Source organism: Polynucleobacter nymphae (assembly GCF_018882155.1).
In the GTDB taxonomy this organism is placed as follows: Bacteria; Pseudomonadota; Gammaproteobacteria; order Burkholderiales; family Burkholderiaceae; genus Polynucleobacter; species Polynucleobacter nymphae.
Genome location: NZ_JACVPA010000001.1, coordinates 423,963 through 442,100 on the forward strand (window position 1 = coordinate 423,963; position 18,138 = coordinate 442,100).

The window sequence follows — 18,138 nt, forward strand, 5'->3', positions numbered from 1 at the left end:
CTATCGAATCTTCTATATTGAGCCCAATTATAAAAAAATCAAGCCCAAAATCACCGCTTTTTACCTTTTTTTCCCTTATCCGCATCTACGTAGGGGTTTTTAGCGGTATTCATCTGAATTCTCAAAGGGGTGCCGCGTAATTTGAAGACATCCCTAAAGCGCCCTTCTAAGTAACGCTTATAGCTATCCGTTACGCCACTTAATGATGTTCCATGAATCACCACAATTGGAGGGTTCATGCCCCCTTGGTGGGCATAGCGCAATTTTGGACGGCCCATACCAACCCGTTTAGGTTGCTGGTGCTCAATGGCCTCTTGCAAAATACGCGTCAAGCGTGGGGTTGGTAATTTCGCCATTGCAGCAGCATAGGCAGAATCCACATCTTTAAATAACTCTTTGAGACCTGTACCTTTTTTAGCAGAGATCGGGTGTACGTTTGCAAAATCCAAGAAACGCAATTTTTGCGCAATCTCCAAACGAGCACGTTCTTTAACATAGGTGTCAATGCCGTCCCACTTGTTAACGGCAACAACTAATGCGCGGCCTGCTTCAACAATAAATCCTGCAATGTGTGCATCTTGCTCAGAGATATCTTGCTGCGCATCAAGCATCAAAATCACGACATTGCAGTCTGCAATCGCTTGCAATGTTTTCACCACTGAGAATTTCTCAATTGCCTCAAACACTTTGCCACGACGACGCAAACCTGCTGTATCCACTAGGATGTATGGTTTGCCATTGCGCTCAAAAGGCACTTCGATCGCATCACGAGTCGTGCCTGGCATATCAAATGCAATTACCCGCTCTTCACCGATCAACTTATTAATCAGCGTGGATTTACCTACGTTTGGACGACCCACTACCGCAATCTTCATTGGGCGATTTGGATCGTTTACTAATTCTTCTTCGTCAGGCTCTGCAATTCCTAATGAATCTAGGGCGTCATCGATCAGTCCACGAACACCATCGCCGTGCGCAGAGGAAATTGGGAATGGCTCACCTAAACCAAGTTCATGAAAGTCTGCAGTAACAATGCCGGATTGCATGCCTTCAGTTTTATTCACTGCCAAAATGGTTGGGCGACCGGTCTTGCGTAAGAAGTCAGCAATGACGCGATCTTGTGGCGCCATCCCTAAGCGGCCATCGACCAAGAAAATCACAATGTCAGACTCCGCTACTGCTTGCTTAGTCTGTTTTGCCATCTCCGCAACAATGCCAGTTTTGGCAACAGGCTCAAAACCGCCGGTATCTACGCAAATAAAGGCGCGTTCGCCAATGCGGCCCTTGCCGTAATGGCGATCTCTTGTTAGGCCGGAAAAATCTGCCACCAATGCATCGCGAGAACGCGTCAGGCGATTAAAGAGGGTCGACTTCCCAACATTGGGGCGGCCGACGATAGTGATGACCGGATTCATTTAGGACTGTAGGCCGCGATTTTGCCACCCTGAGACTGAACCAAGATGAGTCCGCCTACTGCAATCGGAGCAGCGGAAATTGGATTACTGTCGTGACGAATACGCGCGATGATGTCACCATTTGCCTGGTTCAATGCATGAACATAGCCTTGAGCATCACCTAATAGGAGAACTTTTCCAATTGCTAATGATTCACCTACATCACGATAGGAGAGTTTGGTATTTTCCCAAACCTGCGTACCATCTTTAGTTGCAAATGCAGTCACATAGGATTTTTCATTGGCTGAGAAAACCATTTCTAGACTTTGAGCAGTACCGGTATAGCTTGAGTAGTCTTTGAACCAAAGTAAGTTCCCAGTGCGTGCCTGGCCGCAACCAACACGACCCTGATACGAGACTGCGCAGACGATGTCCCCATCCATACTAGGCTTAGCAGTCACATCATTCAAGCGCTCAATTTCTGAGAAGCCTTTAGGAAATGACACTGGGGTTTCCCACACTAATCCACCGTTAGCTATTGCAATCATGCCAAAGCGCCCACCTGCAAAGCCAGTCACAATCACTTCATTGCCAATAGCCAGCATGCCGTAACCAACACGCAATGACAATGCAGATTGTTGACGCTGATAAACCCACTTACGAGCACCTGTTTGTGCGTCTAAGCCAATAAAACGATTATCGAGTGCTCTCACAACCACAATTCCACCAGCAACAATGGGCTCGCTCAAGACTTCACTGTTAACACTGACTTTCCATAGCTGTTTGCCAGTATCGTCATATGCGTAGACAGTGCCTCGGGTGCTCACAGCAACCGTTGTGCGGCCGTCAGAGCCAGGACCAATAGATAGGCGTTCAGGAACAGAAGCCTCCCATAACTTGTTACCAGAAGCTAATTCAATCTTGACCAAATTGCCACGATGTGAAGCAGCATAGACGGCATCCCCTGCCACTACTGGATGAAAGTTGAAGCCTTCAGAAGAGCCAACGCTAGTTGACCATACCGCTTGCATATCAAACTGATTTGTCACTGCCGCTAATTCAGAAGGCTTGCGAACGCGAGAGCTGCCACCACAAGCAACTAGTGCAGTAGCAAGAACGCCTACAAGGATAGTGCTGCCAGCAACTCTTACTAAGCGCTTCATTCTATTAATCTTGACAGTCATTACTGTGCTACCCCTCCAACTGCATCCAACTTCACCTTCAAGAGACGGCGCGCCTCTTCAGGAAACTCTTTAGCTTGGTTTAATGTCTTCCATGCATCTTCATAGCTTTTTTTAGCTTCAGCATTTTTCTTCTGCGCTAAATACCAATCACCACGACGCTCTAACCACAATGCTTCAAAGCCAGCAACCGGCGTTTCTTTTAAGATTTGATCCGCTTCGGCAAAATCTTTTTCAGCGCCCTGCTCAATTAACTGAGTGACTAGGCGTAATTTTGCTAGCGCCAAGTAGCCATCATTAGATGCATTCTTGGCGGCCCAACGAAGATAGTCGATAGCCTTAGCGTTATCACCAGCATCTGCAGCAATACGTGCAGCAATCAAGCTAGACATCGGAGCATACGGTGTACGAGCAAAATCTTTTTGCAAATCATTGGCAGCGCGCAAGGTCTGCTCTTGATCGCCTTTGGCAACTGCACTGATCATCGTTTCATACAGCTTAGATGCCTCTAGAGCCTGTCTATTAAGCCACCATCCATAAGTATTGTAAGCAGCATAGGCAAACAAGACGACAGTCAGTACCCCAGTAATCAGATTACGGTACTTTTGCCAAAATGCTTTGAGTTGGTCTAACTGTTCTTGTTCTTCTAGATCTAAAGGCATGTGAATCCAAGCTAATTAATAAGTGGTTTATTGCTATTAAATGCAACCAATAGACCCATTCTATTCGGAGGCGCCTACTAAGGCTTCAATTACGGCTTCTAATACTCCATCTAAAGGGATGGCCTTTTGCTCACCGCTAGAGCGCAAGTCTTTGATCTGAGCCTCATTCTTGGCTAATTCATCTGGGCCAATAATGACTGCAAACGCTGCTCCACTGGCATCTGCTTTCTTCATTTGTGACTTAAAGCTGGCAGACTGGCCATCAGGCGAACAGAACAGAATGGCATCAATGCCAGCGCTTCGTAAGCGCTCAGCAATAATCATGGCAGCAACAAGAGTCTCACCACCTTGATGCAATACAAAGATATCGCATTGAGATTGAGCCTCAGGCAATGATCCAGAGACCTTCATTAGCTCCAGGACGCGCTCCATGCCCATAGCCCATCCACAAGCAGGTGCTGGTTTGCCACCCATACGTTCAATCAATGGATCGTAACGGCCACCGCCAGCAATGGTACCCTGCGCCCCTAATTCATCTGTCACCCACTCAAATACCGTGAGGTTGTAATAATCCAAACCACGAACTAAACGCGGATTAATCTTGCAAGGAATATTATTTGCTTTGAGTAACGCTTGCACTGCATTGAAGTGCGCAAGGGATTCCTCACCCAAGAAATCCAATAATTTGGGTGCGCCTTCAATCAATGTTTGCATCTCTGGATTTTTAGAATCAAGGATACGCAAAGGATTAGTGATGAGGCGGCGTTGCGAATCTTCATCCAGCTGTGCTTTATTCCGTTCAAAGTAAGTTACTAAGGCTGCACGGTGCTCAGCACGCTCGTTAGCCTGCCCTAAAGAATTAATCTCAAGGCGAACCCCAATGAGGCCAAGCTCGTCCCATAGGCGTTGGCCCATGAGTATGATTTCAGCATCAATATCTGGGCCGGCAAAGCCTAAAGCTTCAATACCAAACTGGTGGAACTGACGATAACGACCGCGTTGTGGACGCTCATGCCGAAACATCGGTCCGGTATACCAAAGACGCTTAGGTCCTTCGTAAAGTAAATTATTTTCAATCACAGAGCGCACTAATGCAGCAGTGCCTTCAGGACGCAAGGTAAGCTGCTCACCATTCAAGCGATCCTCAAAGGAATACATTTCTTTCTCAACGATATCGGTGACTTCACCAATACCCCGTTGAAATACCGCAGTAGCTTCCACAATTGGGGTTCTCAAAAACTCATAGCCGTAAGCGCGAACCAAATCACGCAAGACATGATCAAGGTGGGCCCACTGCGCAGCATCGGCTGGCAGCAAGTCATTCATGCCTCGCACGCCGTTTATTTTCTGGACTTTAGTTTTGTTAGATTGATCAGTCATTTTTATTCTTGTTTTACTAATTTGGCACTATTAAGCTTTTGCTGCGTAATTCTGTTTAACGTACTCATCAACGATGACCTGAAACTCTTGGGCAATTTTCTCACCTCGCAGAGTTTTCACCTTAATACCATCTACAAACACGGGTGCCGCTGGGGTTTCGCCAGTCCCTGGCAATGAAATGCCAATATTAGCGTGCTTGCTCTCACCGGGGCCATTCACAATACATCCCATCACAGCTACGTTCATATTTTCTACGCCAGGATGGCTTTTCTTCCACACTGGCATTTGTTGACGCAAATAGGATTGGATGTCAGCTGCCAACTCTTGGAAAGTCGTACTGGTTGTTCTACCGCATCCAGGACAGGCAATGACCATCGGTGTGAAATTACGTAAGCCCATAGTTTGCAAAATCTCTTGCGCAACAATCACTTCATTCTCACGCGGCGCGCCAGGATCAGGCGTTAAAGAAACGCGAATCGTATCGCCAATACCTTCTTGCAACAAAATACCCATTGCAGCAGTAGAAGACACGATCCCTTTACTGCCCATACCAGCTTCGGTTAAGCCTAAGTGGAGCGGGTAGTCAGAGCGGCGCGCAAGATCACGATAGACTGCCACCAAGTCTTGTACGTTGCTCACTTTACAAGACAGCATAATTTGATTGGGGTTCATGCCTAGCTCAACTGCTTTTTCTGCAGATTGCAATGCAGACTGAATCAATGCCTCAATCATGACCTCTTGCGCAGTCTTTGGTGCTGCTAAGGCAGCATTGCTATCCATGATGGATGCCAAGAGCTCTTGATCTAAACTTCCCCAGTTCACACCGATACGAATTGGCTTGTCATATTTGCAAGCTGATTCAATCATTTGCGCAAACTGTGGATCGCGTTTAGCGCCCTTACCCACATTGCCTGGATTGATACGGTACTTGGAAAGTGCTTTAGCGCACTCTGGGTAATCATTTAATAAAGTATGACCGTTGTAATGAAAGTCACCAATCAATGGCACCAAGACATCCATCTTGTCTAACTGCTCGCGAATATAGGGCACTGCAGCTGCAGCTTCTGGCGTGTTGACAGTAATGCGTACCATCTCTGAACCAGCCCGCGCCAACTCTTTGACTTGGATCGCCGTACCTACCGCATCTGCGGTATCGGTATTAGTCATAGATTGAACACGCACGGGCGCATCACCACCCACAGTAATGATGTTCGTTTTCCAGGCAACGGTTGCTTGACGCGTTGCACGCTTTGGGGATGGGCCCAAAGGTAACTTTGGTGATGAGGAAGGATTAGAGCTCATATAGACCTAATAATTAATTTAACTTTTTCAGCCACTCGATGGGCTGCTCTTGTGATTCTGCAACAATTTCTGCATCGTGCACAGCACGTTCACGCACTCGGGTGCGATCTACAACATCCCCTGCCAATTGTCCGCAGGCAGCAGCAATATCATCACCACGGGTCTTACGTACTGTAGCCACCATGCCTGCATCTAAGAGGATGCCAAAAAAAGCATGGATCCGCTGGGCTGATGAGCGCTTCAGACCTGACTCTGGGAATGGATTGAAGGGGATGAGGTTTATTTTGCACTTGATGTTTCTGAGTAAACGCACTAATTCTTTTGCCTGAATATCTGAGTCATTCACGCCATCTAACATACAGTATTCAAAGGTCAAGAAATCCCTTGGTGCAAATGGCAAGTAACGCTCACATGCATCAAGCAATTCGCGTAAGGGGTATTTTTGATTGAGTGGCACTAGTTGATCACGCAAGGCGTCATTCGCTGCGTGCAATGAAACTGCTAGCGCAACTGGGCAATCTTGTGCCAGCCGATCCATCATCGGTACTACTCCCGAGGTTGAGACTGTGACTCGACGACGTGATAAGCCATAGGCTCTATCATCTAGCATCAAACGCAATGCAGAGACCACATTATCGTAGTTCAGCAATGGCTCACCCATGCCCATCATCACCACATTCGAAATCACTCGGCCAGTATGCTCCCAGCCTGGGGTTGGAAACTTTTCAACTCTACGAATTGCCTCTGGATCGCTACGCAAAAGATGTTCAGCAAACCAGAGTTGGCCAATGATTTCTCCGGAGGTGAGGTTGCGTGAGAAACCTTGACGCCCTGTAGAACAAAAACGGCAATTGACCGCACAACCTGCTTGAGAAGAGATGCACAAGGTGCCTCGATCATCCTCAGGAATAAAAACGGACTCGACGGCATTACCAGCCCCCACGTCCATCAACCACTTACGGGTACCGTCTGAGGCATGCTCATCTTTAATGATCGGCAAGGAAAGTACTTCTGCTTTATCTAGCAAGTTCGCTCTGAAGCTTTTTGCTAAATCACTCATCTCGTTAATGTCTGATACACCACGCTGGTGTATCCACTGCATGAGCTGCTTTGCCCTAAAGGGCTTTTCATTTAACCCCGCGACATACGCCGCCATTTGGTCGGCGTCAAAATCTAAGAGATTTACGCGCGGGGAGGTCAATGCGCCTACTTATAAATAAATAAGTGACTGATTAGCGAGTGAAAACATTGATGCCAGGGAAGAAGAAAGCAACTTCCACAGCAGCTGTTTCAGGAGCATCAGAACCATGTACAGCGTTTGCATCAATGCTGTCAGCAAAGTCAGCACGGATTGTGCCTTTGTCTGCTTTTTTAGGATCAGTAGCACCCATCAAATCACGGTTCTTAGCAATCGCACCTTCACCCTGCAATACTTGAATCATCACTGGGCCAGAAATCATGAAGCTCACCAAATCTTTGAAGAAAGGACGATCTTTATGAACGCCATAGAACTGCTCAGCCTCAACTTGTGAGAGATGCGCCATTCTGGAAGCAATAATCTTCAAACCAGCGGATTCAAAACGGTCATAAATTTTGCCGATGACGTTTTTAGCGACAGCATCAGGTTTGATGATAGAAAGGGTGCGTTCAATTGCCATGCAAGACTCCAATAGTGATTTCAATGATGTTTGTTGGCCTAGGTGAAAAACGGCTTAAATAGCCCTGCCAAGCTCAACGACCCCCGAATTATACATTGCCTGACCGTATTTACCCTTATATAAGTAGGGCTAAGCCATTGAATTTACAAGGCATAAGCCCTCATTTTGTAGGTCTTTTATCTGGGGACTTGAATTTAGGGTGTTTTGTCTATACTTACTGTCAACAGCCCTTCATGGGCTCATGTAATTACCTTGAAAGAAGGAGTCAATATGAGTGATCTGAACTCTTACGGCTTTGGCCAAACCGGCTCAATTAGCACTATGCAGGTACGCAATCGCGTACTGCGTAATACCTATGCTCTCTTGGCGCTATCCATGGTTCCAACAGTAATTGGTGCATGGCTTGGCGTTGCAATGGGTTTTAGCTTATTTGCTGGTAGCCCATTCATTGGTTTCATCGTCTTCATGGCAGTTGCCTTTGGCTTCTTCTGGGCAATCGAAAAAAACAAAGAGACTGGTGTAGGTGTTCTGCTGCTCTTGGGTTTCACATTCTTCATGGGCATCATGATGTCCCGCTTGATTGGCTTTACCCTTAATAGCTATAGCAATGGCGCCACCCTCATCATGTTGTCTTTTGGTGGTACAGCAGCCATCTTTGCTACGATGGCAACGATTGCTACTGTCAGTAAAAGTGATTTTTCTGGCATGGGCAAATGGTTGATGGTTGGCGTACTGCTTTTGATCGTTGCTTCAGTGGCAAACATCTGGTTACAGTTACCTGCCTTGATGTTGACTGTGATGGTTTTGGCTATTGCAATCTTCTCAGCCTTTATCCTAGTTGACGTACAACGCGTCATCAATGGCGGTGAAACCAACTACATTATGGCTACTCTGGCTATCTATTTAGATGTGTATAACGTCTTTACTAACTTACTGGCACTTTTAGGTATTGTTGGCGGGAACAGAGATTAAGTAATTATTTTCTCTCAAAAAATAAAGGCGCTCTTGGCGCCTTTATTTTTGTGCTGCATCGATATTACTTAGCAGTTAAATCATCGCACCATGCATAGTAGGTATTAATCCATTGGCTAAATGGGCCTTCACTAGCTCTACCAGATCCACATCCTACTAATTTATTTCCAGTGATGTCATAGACGCCAAAACCACCCTTATAGGAGATTTGCAATTTCTTTCCATCAGCAGAAATGGTGCCAATTTCATAAGCTTTATAGCTGGGGTTTTGATACATAAATTCAACGTGCTGACCGTCTTGCTTCAAAATGGTTAATGTAGCCACTATCGTTTGATTTTGTACTTTTGGATTCTTCTGGGATGCATTGATTGAAGTTTCAACCGTATTGCCACTATAGACCTTGGCTAAGGTTGGGATAGTTTGTGCATTTACGAGGAAGCTCATACCTAGGCCAAGCGTGAGGCCAATCATTGATTTCATAAAATACCTTTGCGTGAAAATAAATATGATACCTATTTTTTATCACGCAATGGTATTGCGCTGCCTTAAATTAATTAGTCACAAACATGCTGACCGCATAAGACAGTGCAATCAAAATTAATATGATTGCAATACTATCTGAGGCTTTCATGGCAATCCCTTTGATGAAATTGTTAACAGTCACACCTCACTGCACAGCTTTAATCTACTCTTCTATAAGACTGGGAGTTAGGTCTATTGCACCGTAAAAAAGCACAATGCACTAAATCAGTGATTTAGAGGGGCCTTAAGCGGTTAAATACCGCAATGGACTCCACATGGGAGGTATGCGGGAACATGTTCACAATCCCCGCACTGCTGAGCGTATAGCCTGCGTGGTGACATAAGATCTCCACATCTCTAGCCAATGTTTTGGGATTGCATGAGACGTACACAATGCGCTGCGGCAGTAAATTACTTTGCTGAGTATGCAGCTCTGCAAGCGCTCTACAAATTTCCATAGCGCCTTCACGCGGCGGATCCATGAGCCAACGCTCTGCCTTACCCCAGGATGTAATTGTTTCTGGAGTCACTTCAAATAAATCGCTTTGCATGAAGCTGGCCTTATCGGTAAGGCCATTATGTATGGCATTTTCTTTTGCACGTATTGTTAGAGTTTCTAAGCCTTCTATTCCCAAAACTTGCTTTGCTTTTCTAGCAAGGGGTAATGTGAAATTACCAAGCCCGCAAAATAAATCGAGCACACGATCAGATTCCTGAACTTCTAATAAACGAATTGCCCTACTCACCAGTGCGCGGTTCATCAAGTGATTCACTTGTGTGAAATCAGCCGGCTTAAATGGTATCTCGATTTGAAACTCAGGAAGGCGGTAGCAAAGCTTGCCAGTCTCTGGGTAAAACGGGGCTACAGTCTCCATTCCTTTGGGTTGGAGCCAAATCCAGACTTCATGCTGGTCTGCAAATTGCCGCAGTAATTGCTCGTCAGCCATTGTTAAAGGCAGTAGGTTTCTAAACACCAATGCAGTTACTGGTTTCGATTTCTTGGGGTCATCAGAATGAGGCTCTTCTGGCTCGCCAACCGCAATTTCAATTTGGGGCATACGATCCACAATCGATAAGCCCATTACCAATTTGCGCATCTCTGGTAGTAAATCAGAAACATGCTTTGGCAAAATCTCACAGGCAAGCATGTCGGCTACATAGCCGCTCTTACCTTCATGAAAACCAATCAAGACTGTACCTTTCTTGATTGAGCGGTTCACTACACTTAAGCGTGCCCGTTGCCGATATTCCCAAACAGGACCACCCATCGGTCGCAAAATTTCTTCTGGTTTGACCTTAGCGATATGTCGCAGGTCATCTTCCAGAACTCGCTGTTTCATGGCAACCTGTGCCCGAATATCTAAGTGCTGCATCGTGCACCCGCCACAGACGCCAAAGACTGCACACTTGGGCTCTGCTCTAAATACTGCTGGTTTTAGGATCTCGCGTAGCTTTGCTTTACTAAAACGGGCTTTTTCATTGGTGATGGTGTAAGTAACTAACTCAGTTGGTAATGCGCCCTTAATGAAAATCACTTTACCGCTTTGACCAAGCGCTTGCTCTTGCTCATTAGGAGCTAAACGGGCAATCCCTTGTGCGTCTAAATCGAGTGCTTCAACTTTTACTGGCTCAGTCACTTCGATATTGACTGGCTTAGCACCTCTACGCATCCGGTGCGAAACCTTGCAGGTACTCTTGCCACTGAGCGCCATGAGGCTCTTTGGCTTCTTTTTCTAGATAGGCTTTTACAAACTCTATTTCTTCCTGGTATTCGGCTAATGAGAATCCACCGCGAAGCAATTGAAAACGGCAATACATGAGATAAGTATTAACGACATCAGTTTCGCAATAGCGGCGAATGTCATCGATCTTGCCGTCTTGGTACGCAGGCCATACTTGACTGCCATCCATACCCATCTTACCTGGAAAGCCGCAGAGTTTTGCTAAACCATCTAAGGGCGCATTCGCTCTGCCATTGAACTTTGCTAGAAGATCCATCATATCGAGATGACGCATGTGATAACGACTAATGTAGTTATTCCACTTAAAGTCGCGACTGTCAGCCTCTTGGCTCTCACCCATTTCCCAATAGCGTGGCGCCTGAATGTGATTAGCTAGTGCACGATAATGCAGCACTGGTAGATCAAAGCCGCTACCATTCCAGGAAACCAATTGTGGCGTGTACTTCTCAATCAAATCAAAGAAGGCTTGAATTAAAACTTTCTCATCATCTTGGGAAGTGCCCAGAGTTCCTACTTTAATTTGGGGAGCACCCTCTTTAGTGCTTCTGCGAATCACACAAGAAATGGCAACAATCTTTTGCAAGAAGAGTGGCAAAAACTCGCTACCTGTTTTGGCCGCTTTATCAGCCATTGCTTTAGCCGCCACTTCAGCGTCGCTCATGGAGTCTGGATAGTCTTCTAGCCGACGTATGCCTGCTACATCTGGAATAGTTTCAATATCAAAGACTAGGACAGTAGCCATATACTCTTGCCGATCGTTACTGCAGATACGGTGTTGGATTGACCGGCTTACCGTTGACGCGTAATTCAAAATGGAGTCTTGCCGAAGTAGTATCCGTATCACCCATCTCAGCAATCTTCTGCCCTTTACGAACAGCATCACCCTCTTTCACAATGAGCTTACTGTTATGTGCATAAGCAGTGAGATAAGTATTGTCGTGCTTAACGATGACTAAGTTACCGTAACCACGCAAACTATTGCCGGCATAAACCACTTTGCCATCAGAGGCTGCTAATACAGGCTCGCCAACTTTACCGGCGATATCGATACCTTTAGTAGTTTCGCTAAATTCAGCAATTACCTTACCTTTAGCAGGCCAAGACAAACGAATGCCAGGCTCTGCAACGATTTCTGGCTTAGTAGGTTCTGGTGCGGGCTCATCCGCTTTAGCACTTGCAGGTTTTGTATCAACTGCTTTCGCAGGCTTTGGTCCTGCAGGGGCTTTAATCAATACCAGATCGCCAACCTCAATGATATTTGGATTAAAGCTTGGATTGGCGGCAGTATTCCACTGCGCTACATCACGTGGCGCTTGACCATGATCTAAGGCAATGCGCGCTAAGGTGTCACCCTTTTTAACGCGATAGTAACCAGGAGGCGTTGGCTCGGGTAATGGGCTAACGCGATCAGTTACGGTGGCAGGCTTTGTGCGAGGGGTAGAGCAACCGACAGTCAGCATCAGGGTTGCGGACATGAAGGCAATCAGGAGGCTCTTAGATAAGCTATTAGGCATATTGGATATTCAATTCTGATGAGATCTCATACTACCCCTGATTGTAAAGGGACAAAAAAGACCTCGTCCAGCACAGTTCTTTGATAGCGCTGAGAGCTCATCCTTTCAACCATGATGAGTTGTTGCTCTTTTTCATTTTTAGCAACTGGGGCAACCAAACGCCCTCCAATAGCCAACTGATCTAACAAGGCATCGGGAATACCGAGGCCAGCTGCAGCCAGGATGATTCCATCAAAGGGGGCAGCCTGAGGCAAGCCTAAGATACCGTCACCATAAATCAAGCGCAGATTATTAATCCGAAATGGGCGTAGCTTGGCTCTAGCTAAGTCATGTAGCGACCGAATGCGCTCGATTGAATACACCTCATCGGCCAACAGGCTGAGTACTGCTGCTTGATAGCCACAACCAGTACCAATTTCTAAAATCTTACCCAGCTTATGTCTGGGCTTATGCAAAAGCTCAATCATGTGAGCGACTACCGATGGCTTAGAAATTGTTTGTTCTTGTCCAATCGGTAACGCTGTATCTTCGTAGGCTTGGGCATGGAGGCCGGCATCAATAAATGCATGGCGTGGCACAGTGGCGATTGCCTCCAGGGTCTTGCCGTGCTTCACACCACTAGCGTGCACCTTGGCTGCCAGTGCTTGACGATAAGCCGCGAATCTTTCGGTAGGAGCCTTCAACCGCGATCCCAGCCATTAGCGCGCATCGCCGCTAAGCGTGCATGATGACTTAAGTCTAATTGCATTGGGGTAATGGATATACAACCTTCATTAATTGCATGAAAGTCGGTACCCTCAGAGCCTTCTTTAACCTCTCCTGCAGCACCAATCCAATAGATCTTGTCACCCCGCGGGCTATCTTGAACAACTACCGGCTGCGAGTGATGGCGGTTACCTAAACGCGTGACGCGCCAGCGATATAAGTCAGCATAGGGACGATTGGGAATATTCACGTTGAGCAATGTTGCTGTGCCTTCTGTTCGAGCAAGTGCTGAAACTAACATTTGTGCCACAACATCGTGAGCAGCCTTAGCAGCATCCTCAATCCGATTCCAGCCACGATCAATTTGTGAGAAGGCAATGCCCGGAACACCGAACATCACCCCTTCTACCGCCGCAGCAACCGTACCGGAGTACAGCACATCTTCACCCATGTTCTCGCCCTGATTAATGCCCGAGATCACAAGGTCCGGCTTTTCATCTAAGAAGCCTGTCATTGCTACGTGCACACAATCGGTTGGCGTACCGTTGATAAAGAAGAATCCGTCACGCTCACCACCTGCAACGCGATGGATTGAAAGCGGTCTAGATAGGGTTAAGGAGTTTGATGCCCCACTATGATTCTGCTCCGGAGAAATCACAGTAATACGCCCTAATGGACGTACCGCATTAACCAAGGCCAATAAACCAGGAGCAAGGTAACCATCGTCATTCGAGACCAAGATGTGGGGTTGCTTTGACATCAAACTAAACCAGGAGAATGCTTACCAGGCGCTCTCATCGCAGCATAAATTACTGGTAATACTAAGAGAGTCAGGATTGTGGTTGTTACCATACCGCCAACAATCACAAGAGCTAAGGGGCGCTGCGCTTCAGATCCAATCGCATGAGAGAGCGCTGCCGGCAGAAGACCTAATCCAGCTAACATTGCAGTCATCATGACAGGACGAACGCGTAAGGCAGCCCCATCAACCATGGCATCTTTCATGGCGCCATGCTCCTCCGCTACTGTCTTATTAATATAGGAAATCAAAATGACGCCGTCCTGAATGGCAATACCGAATAAGGATAGGAAGCCAAATAAGGCAGAGATACTGAGAGTCTCTCCACCCAAGTGAAGCGCAATGATTCCGCCGATGGCAGCAAAAGGAACGTTAATCAAAACAATCACAGCATCTCGGAGATTACCCAGGGCAGTAATGAGCAATAGGAAAATTGCTAGCAAGGTTAGTGGAATAATGACCATCAACTTTTGCTGGGCTGCTTTCATTTGATTAAACTGCCCATCCCAACTAATCATGTAGTTAGTCGGTAAGGTCACATTCTTTTCGACGAGATATTTGGCATCCTCAACCGCACCACCCAAATCTCGGTTACGGACACTAAAAATAACTGCTATGTACCGTTTACCAGATTCACGGTAGATAAAGAAAGGTCCATCTGTTAGCTGTACCTTAGCAACCATTGATAAAGGCACTTTTTGGCCATTAGGTGTATCAACCAGCAAACTGCTGACATCAGGAATATCGTTACGGCTAGCCTCGTTTAGGCGCACTACAATCCCGAAGGTTTTTTCATCTTCCAGAAAGTTAGTTACTGGTGCGCCACCAATCGCATTAGCCACAACAGTTTGAATATCAGCAACATTGACCCCATAGCGCGCAGATTTCTCGCGATCAATTTGGATGTTCAGAGTCGGCTGACCAAGTTCTTTAAGAATATTCTCATCCTCGATGCCGCGAACTTTTCTCAATTGCGCCACTACTTCATGGGCTTTTTCTGCCAGGACTTCTAAATCCGAGCCAAAGATCTTGACTGAGTTTTCTCCTTTAACGCCAGAGAGGGCCTCATTGACATTATCTTGAATATATTGCGAGAAGCTAAAGTTAATTCCAGGAATCTTACTGAGCTCAGCCTGCAAATGCATTAGAAGTTGATGCTTGCTTGTACCTTTTGGCATTGCGTCTGGGGCTTTTAAATACAGGCCATACTCCTGATTAAATACACCAGTAGAGTCAGTACCATCATCAGGACGACCAATCTGGACCGCCACTTTCTCTAACTCAGGTTGCTTTAAAAAGATTTCGCGCAGCTGGTTAGCTACCTTGGTAGAGTATTCGAGATCTACTGTATTAGGAAGAGTAACACGTAACCAAATATTATTTTCTTCCAGAGTCGGCAAGAACGCTGTACCCAATCTGGTAGCACTAAATAATGTCACACCTAAAATAAAAATAGCCACAGTAATCACATGGCGTGGATGATCCATCCACCTTCTCAACAAGGGGCGATAGTGATCTAACATCCAAGCAATAAATTTTGGCGGCTTATGGCTAAAGTTATTACCAAAGACGTATGACATGGAGGCCGGCAAGAATGTCAGACTCAGAACGATAGAGGCAACCAAAGCAAAGCCCATGGTAAATGCCATTGGCTTAAAAATGATGCCTTCAACACCACCCATTAAGAACAATGGAGAATAGGCAACGATGATGATGCTGGTGGAATAAATCATGGCGCGTTGCACTTCGCTAGTAGCCAGAATAATGCTTTGATTGACGCGCTTACCACCCTCTTCCAGATGACGCATGACGTTTTCTGTAATGATCACAGCTGCATCTACGATCACGCCAAAGTCAATGGCACCTAGTGAAATCAGATTAGCTGGCACATTAAAGACATACATCATGATGAAAGAAAAACCAAGAGCAAGTGGAATGACAGCGGCAACCACTGCAGCAGCCCGCAGATTTCCTAAGAAAACATAAAGTAAGGCCAGCACCATAGTCATACCAAAAAACATCGTGTGCTTCACAGTGCCTACCGTGATATCCAAAAGCACTTGGCGGTCATAGAAGGGCTTAACCTGAATACCGGGAGGCAATATATGGTTATTGATATTCGTAATCTTTTCTCGTACGCGAGCCAATACTTCAGATGCATTCTCTCCGCGACGTAGGTACACAATACCTTCAACAGAGTCAGGATTTTCGTCAAACTGGAAAAGACCTAAACGGGGTGCATTGCCAATTTGAACGTTAGCTACGTCACCAATACGAACTGCTACTCCCTTATTCACTGCAATTACAACCTGCTTGATATCCTCAATATTGCGCAACAAGCCGACGCCACGCACAACAAATTGCTGTTCACCGCTTGGCAGTACGCCGCCACCAGTATTGTCATTGGCTTTAGATAAGGCATCAATTAATTGTGAAACTGTAACGCCCTTAGATTGCAAACTCTCTGGGCTCACAATCACCTGATATTGCCGAACCTTACCCCCAAATGAGGAAACGTCAGCAATCCCCGGAGTTTGCTTGAGCTCTTTATAAATCTCGTAATTTTGTAACGTCTTTAAGCGCGTGGGCGATGCATAGTCAGAGGTCACCTGGTAGCGCAAAATTTCACCAGTAGCGTCTGAATCTGGACTAACGCTTGAGTTCACACCGGCAGGAAAAGTTACATTGCCTAAATTAGCAATGAATATCTGGCGAACTTTAAAAGGATCTACATTGTCGTTAAATTTCAGCGTAACAACGGAAAGACCGAATAAGGAAACCGAGCGAAACGCCTTTACACCAGGAATTCCAGCTAAGGCATTCTCTACCGGAATGGTGACTTGCTGTTCTACTTCAGTCGTACTTCTGCCAGGCCACTGAGAGATCGCCTGAATCGTAAGTGGCGCAACACCTGGATAAGGCTGAATTGGTAACTGCTTTAAGCTAAAGGCGCCAAACACCAATAGTATCAACGCACCAGCAAGAATAATGATGCGCTTTTCTATAACTCCCCGAATGAAGGAGGTAGCAAAACTCAATTATTCCTCCTGTTTGGCAAAACGGTCATTCAATAAGACCGCGCCATCCGTTAATACCTTCATGCCAGGCTCTAAACCTTCAGTTACAGCAAACTTCTTGCCATCGAGGTCATAACCCTTCACAGAAAATCTACGGAAACTATCAGGACCCGTTTTAATGATGGCATAACGCATCTCACGAACGCGGATGATGGCCGACTGTGGCACTACTACCGCCTCGGTTTCTGCTGTTTTCAAACGCGCACTAACATACATATCAGGACGTAGGAGTCCATCAGGATTTTCAACATCACAACGAATCAGCAAGGCATGTGTCTCAGGATCGATCGCAGGCGCAATATAGTTAGCCGTAGCAATAAATTCTTTATCAGGATAAGACTCTGATCGCAGAATCATGGTCTGTCCTTTTTGAATCTTACGAATATCTTGTTCATATACATTACCCAAGAACCAAAGCTCTTTTGGATTAGCGAGGGAAACCAATACATCACCAGCATTCACGATGGAACCTGGCTCTACAGCACGTTTTACGACAACCCCTTGGAGCGGAGAACGCATAATCAAGTTGGACTGAGTCTTACCAGTTTTTTCAAGCGATTTAATATCGCCATCACTAGCGCCCAAATTCCGCATGCGGTTACCAGCAGCTTGTTGGGTAATTTGTGCATCACCTAGCAAATCGCTCATTGTCTTATTGGTCTCTAAGACCTTTGCAGTTTTAGATGACAACAGATACTCCTGCTGGGCAGATAAAAATTCTGGGCTATAGAGCTCTATTACTGGTGAGCCAACCTCTACTGGAGCACCATCAAATGCATAGATTCGCTCAACCCTACCTGGCGCCCTTGCAGAAAGTACCTTTGCTTTCTCGGCATTAAATGCCAAGCGACCAGGAACCTTCAGTTCAACTGGAACTTTAACCAAAGTGGCATCTTGGAAAATATAAATACTCGGATTAAGCTCAATACCCGGAAGCTTTAACTCCATCGTACCTGTGCCCTCAACACTCAGTGCCTTTGCTGTTTTTTCTATCTTGACCGGACGATTTACATTGACAAGAAGGCCAATAACAAAACCTAGTATCAAAATAGAAACACAAATCATCGCTAAGCGAAGTCGAGCGCGCGTCTCTGGTAAGAGCGCCCAATAGGAGCGGTGGATTTCATTCGCGCTAGCTTCAACGCGAGCAAGAAATCGATCTTTTAACTTCTTAAACTCTTCAAAAGCGAGCTTCAGGATTTTAATTAGCTTGTCCTTCAAAACAACTC

Annotated in this window: 15 protein-coding genes and 1 pseudogene; 1 reads left to right on the forward strand and 15 read right to left on the reverse strand. The window is 46.1% G+C overall.

Annotated elements, in window-relative coordinates; translation table 11 throughout:
- Positions 1–50 precede the first annotated feature (50 nt).
- The 7 genes from der to ndk form a co-directional block, all read right to left on the reverse strand.
- The gene (der, locus tag ICN29_RS02185; RefSeq protein WP_216129286.1) at positions 51–1,415 is read right to left on the reverse strand and encodes a ribosome biogenesis GTPase Der; all 1,365 of its coding nucleotides are present in this window, start codon (positions 1,413–1,415) and stop codon (positions 51–53) included.
- Entirely contained in the window at positions 1,412–2,557 is a 1,146-nt protein-coding gene (bamB, locus tag ICN29_RS02190; protein ID WP_369411619.1) for an outer membrane protein assembly factor BamB, read from the reverse strand. The genes der and bamB overlap by 4 nt, the downstream gene beginning before the upstream one ends.
- A gap of 20 nt (positions 2,558–2,577) precedes the next feature.
- On the reverse strand, positions 2,578–3,237 hold the full coding sequence (locus ICN29_RS02195; protein WP_216129290.1) for a YfgM family protein: 660 nt from the start codon (positions 3,235–3,237) through the stop codon (positions 2,578–2,580).
- A gap of 60 nt (positions 3,238–3,297) precedes the next feature.
- The gene (hisS, locus tag ICN29_RS02200; RefSeq protein ID WP_216129293.1) at positions 3,298–4,617 is read right to left on the reverse strand and encodes a histidine--tRNA ligase; all 1,320 of its coding nucleotides are present in this window, start codon (positions 4,615–4,617) and stop codon (positions 3,298–3,300) included.
- A 30-nt stretch (positions 4,618–4,647) separates the two neighbouring features.
- Complete coding sequence (gene ispG, locus ICN29_RS02205; RefSeq protein WP_216129295.1) at positions 4,648–5,919, reverse strand: flavodoxin-dependent (E)-4-hydroxy-3-methylbut-2-enyl-diphosphate synthase; 1,272 nt, start codon at positions 5,917–5,919, stop codon at positions 4,648–4,650.
- Positions 5,920–5,932: 13 nt separating this feature from the next.
- On the reverse strand, positions 5,933–7,075 hold the full coding sequence (gene rlmN, locus ICN29_RS02210; RefSeq protein WP_500797028.1) for a dual-specificity RNA methyltransferase RlmN: 1,143 nt from the start codon (positions 7,073–7,075) through the stop codon (positions 5,933–5,935).
- A 76-nt stretch (positions 7,076–7,151) separates the two neighbouring features.
- The gene (gene ndk / locus ICN29_RS02215; protein WP_216129299.1) at positions 7,152–7,577 is read right to left on the reverse strand and encodes a nucleoside-diphosphate kinase; all 426 of its coding nucleotides are present in this window, start codon (positions 7,575–7,577) and stop codon (positions 7,152–7,154) included.
- Positions 7,578–7,847: 270 nt separating this feature from the next.
- Between ndk and ICN29_RS02220 the strand changes: the two genes are divergently transcribed.
- Positions 7,848–8,549 (forward strand): Bax inhibitor-1 family protein, encoded by a 702-nt coding sequence (locus ICN29_RS02220; RefSeq protein ID WP_216129301.1) that lies wholly within the window; start codon positions 7,848–7,850, stop codon positions 8,547–8,549.
- Between the two features lie 64 nt (positions 8,550–8,613).
- Here the strand turns inward: ICN29_RS02220 and ICN29_RS02225 are convergent, their stop codons facing one another.
- The 8 genes and pseudogenes from ICN29_RS02225 to ICN29_RS02260 form a co-directional block, all read right to left on the reverse strand.
- Positions 8,614–9,030: a hypothetical protein gene (locus ICN29_RS02225; protein WP_216129303.1), complete on the reverse strand. Its 417-nt coding sequence runs from the start codon at positions 9,028–9,030 to the stop codon at positions 8,614–8,616.
- A 275-nt stretch (positions 9,031–9,305) separates the two neighbouring features.
- Positions 9,306–10,742, reverse strand: a complete 1,437-nt coding sequence (gene rlmD, locus ICN29_RS02230; protein WP_216131910.1) for a 23S rRNA (uracil(1939)-C(5))-methyltransferase RlmD — start codon at positions 10,740–10,742, stop codon at positions 9,306–9,308.
- The gene (locus tag ICN29_RS02235; protein ID WP_216129305.1) at positions 10,735–11,556 is read right to left on the reverse strand and encodes a 3'-5' exonuclease; all 822 of its coding nucleotides are present in this window, start codon (positions 11,554–11,556) and stop codon (positions 10,735–10,737) included. Before ICN29_RS02235 ends, rlmD begins: the two co-directional genes overlap by 8 nt.
- A 16-nt stretch (positions 11,557–11,572) precedes the next feature.
- The gene (locus ICN29_RS02240; protein WP_216129306.1) at positions 11,573–12,328 is read right to left on the reverse strand and encodes a peptidoglycan DD-metalloendopeptidase family protein; all 756 of its coding nucleotides are present in this window, start codon (positions 12,326–12,328) and stop codon (positions 11,573–11,575) included.
- A 26-nt stretch (positions 12,329–12,354) separates the two neighbouring features.
- Positions 12,355–12,978, reverse strand: a pseudogene (locus ICN29_RS02245) (protein-L-isoaspartate(D-aspartate) O-methyltransferase); the annotation flags it as partial.
- A 29-nt stretch (positions 12,979–13,007) separates the two neighbouring features.
- Positions 13,008–13,793 (reverse strand): 5'/3'-nucleotidase SurE, encoded by a 786-nt coding sequence (gene surE, locus ICN29_RS02250; RefSeq protein WP_216129310.1) that lies wholly within the window; start codon positions 13,791–13,793, stop codon positions 13,008–13,010.
- Positions 13,793–16,870 carry an efflux RND transporter permease subunit gene (locus tag ICN29_RS02255; protein ID WP_216129312.1) on the reverse strand — a complete coding sequence of 1,026 codons (3,078 nt, stop codon included), beginning with the start codon at positions 16,868–16,870 and terminating at the stop codon, positions 13,793–13,795. The genes surE and ICN29_RS02255 overlap by 1 nt, the downstream gene beginning before the upstream one ends.
- Complete coding sequence (locus ICN29_RS02260) at positions 16,871–18,130, reverse strand: efflux RND transporter periplasmic adaptor subunit (RefSeq protein WP_216129314.1); 1,260 nt, start codon at positions 18,128–18,130, stop codon at positions 16,871–16,873.
- Between the last annotated feature and the right edge of the window lie 8 nt (positions 18,131–18,138).

Coding starts and splice junctions, on each gene's coding strand:
- ICN29_RS02195 (WP_216129290.1), bottom strand. CDS start 3,237: ATGCCTTTAGATCTAGAAGAACAAGAACAGTTAGACCAACTCAAAGCA.
- surE (WP_216129310.1), bottom strand. CDS start 13,793: ATGTCAAAGCAACCCCACATCTTGGTCTCGAATGACGATGGTTACCTT.
- ispG (WP_216129295.1), bottom strand. CDS start 5,919: ATGAGCTCTAATCCTTCCTCATCACCAAAGTTACCTTTGGGCCCATCC.
- ICN29_RS02220 (WP_216129301.1), top strand. CDS start 7,848: ATGAGTGATCTGAACTCTTACGGCTTTGGCCAAACCGGCTCAATTAGC.
- rlmN (WP_500797028.1), bottom strand. CDS start 7,075: ATGGCGGCGTATGTCGCGGGGTTAAATGAAAAGCCCTTTAGGGCAAAG.
- bamB (WP_369411619.1), bottom strand. CDS start 2,557: ATGAAGCGCTTAGTAAGAGTTGCTGGCAGCACTATCCTTGTAGGCGTT.
- der (WP_216129286.1), bottom strand. CDS start 1,415: ATGAATCCGGTCATCACTATCGTCGGCCGCCCCAATGTTGGGAAGTCG.
- rlmD (WP_216131910.1), bottom strand. CDS start 10,742: ATGCGTAGAGGTGCTAAGCCAGTCAATATCGAAGTGACTGAGCCAGTA.
- ICN29_RS02235 (WP_216129305.1), bottom strand. CDS start 11,556: ATGGCTACTGTCCTAGTCTTTGATATTGAAACTATTCCAGATGTAGCA.
- hisS (WP_216129293.1), bottom strand. CDS start 4,617: ATGACTGATCAATCTAACAAAACTAAAGTCCAGAAAATAAACGGCGTG.
- ICN29_RS02240 (WP_216129306.1), bottom strand. CDS start 12,328: ATGCCTAATAGCTTATCTAAGAGCCTCCTGATTGCCTTCATGTCCGCA.
- ICN29_RS02225 (WP_216129303.1), bottom strand. CDS start 9,030: ATGAAATCAATGATTGGCCTCACGCTTGGCCTAGGTATGAGCTTCCTC.
- ndk (WP_216129299.1), bottom strand. CDS start 7,577: ATGGCAATTGAACGCACCCTTTCTATCATCAAACCTGATGCTGTCGCT.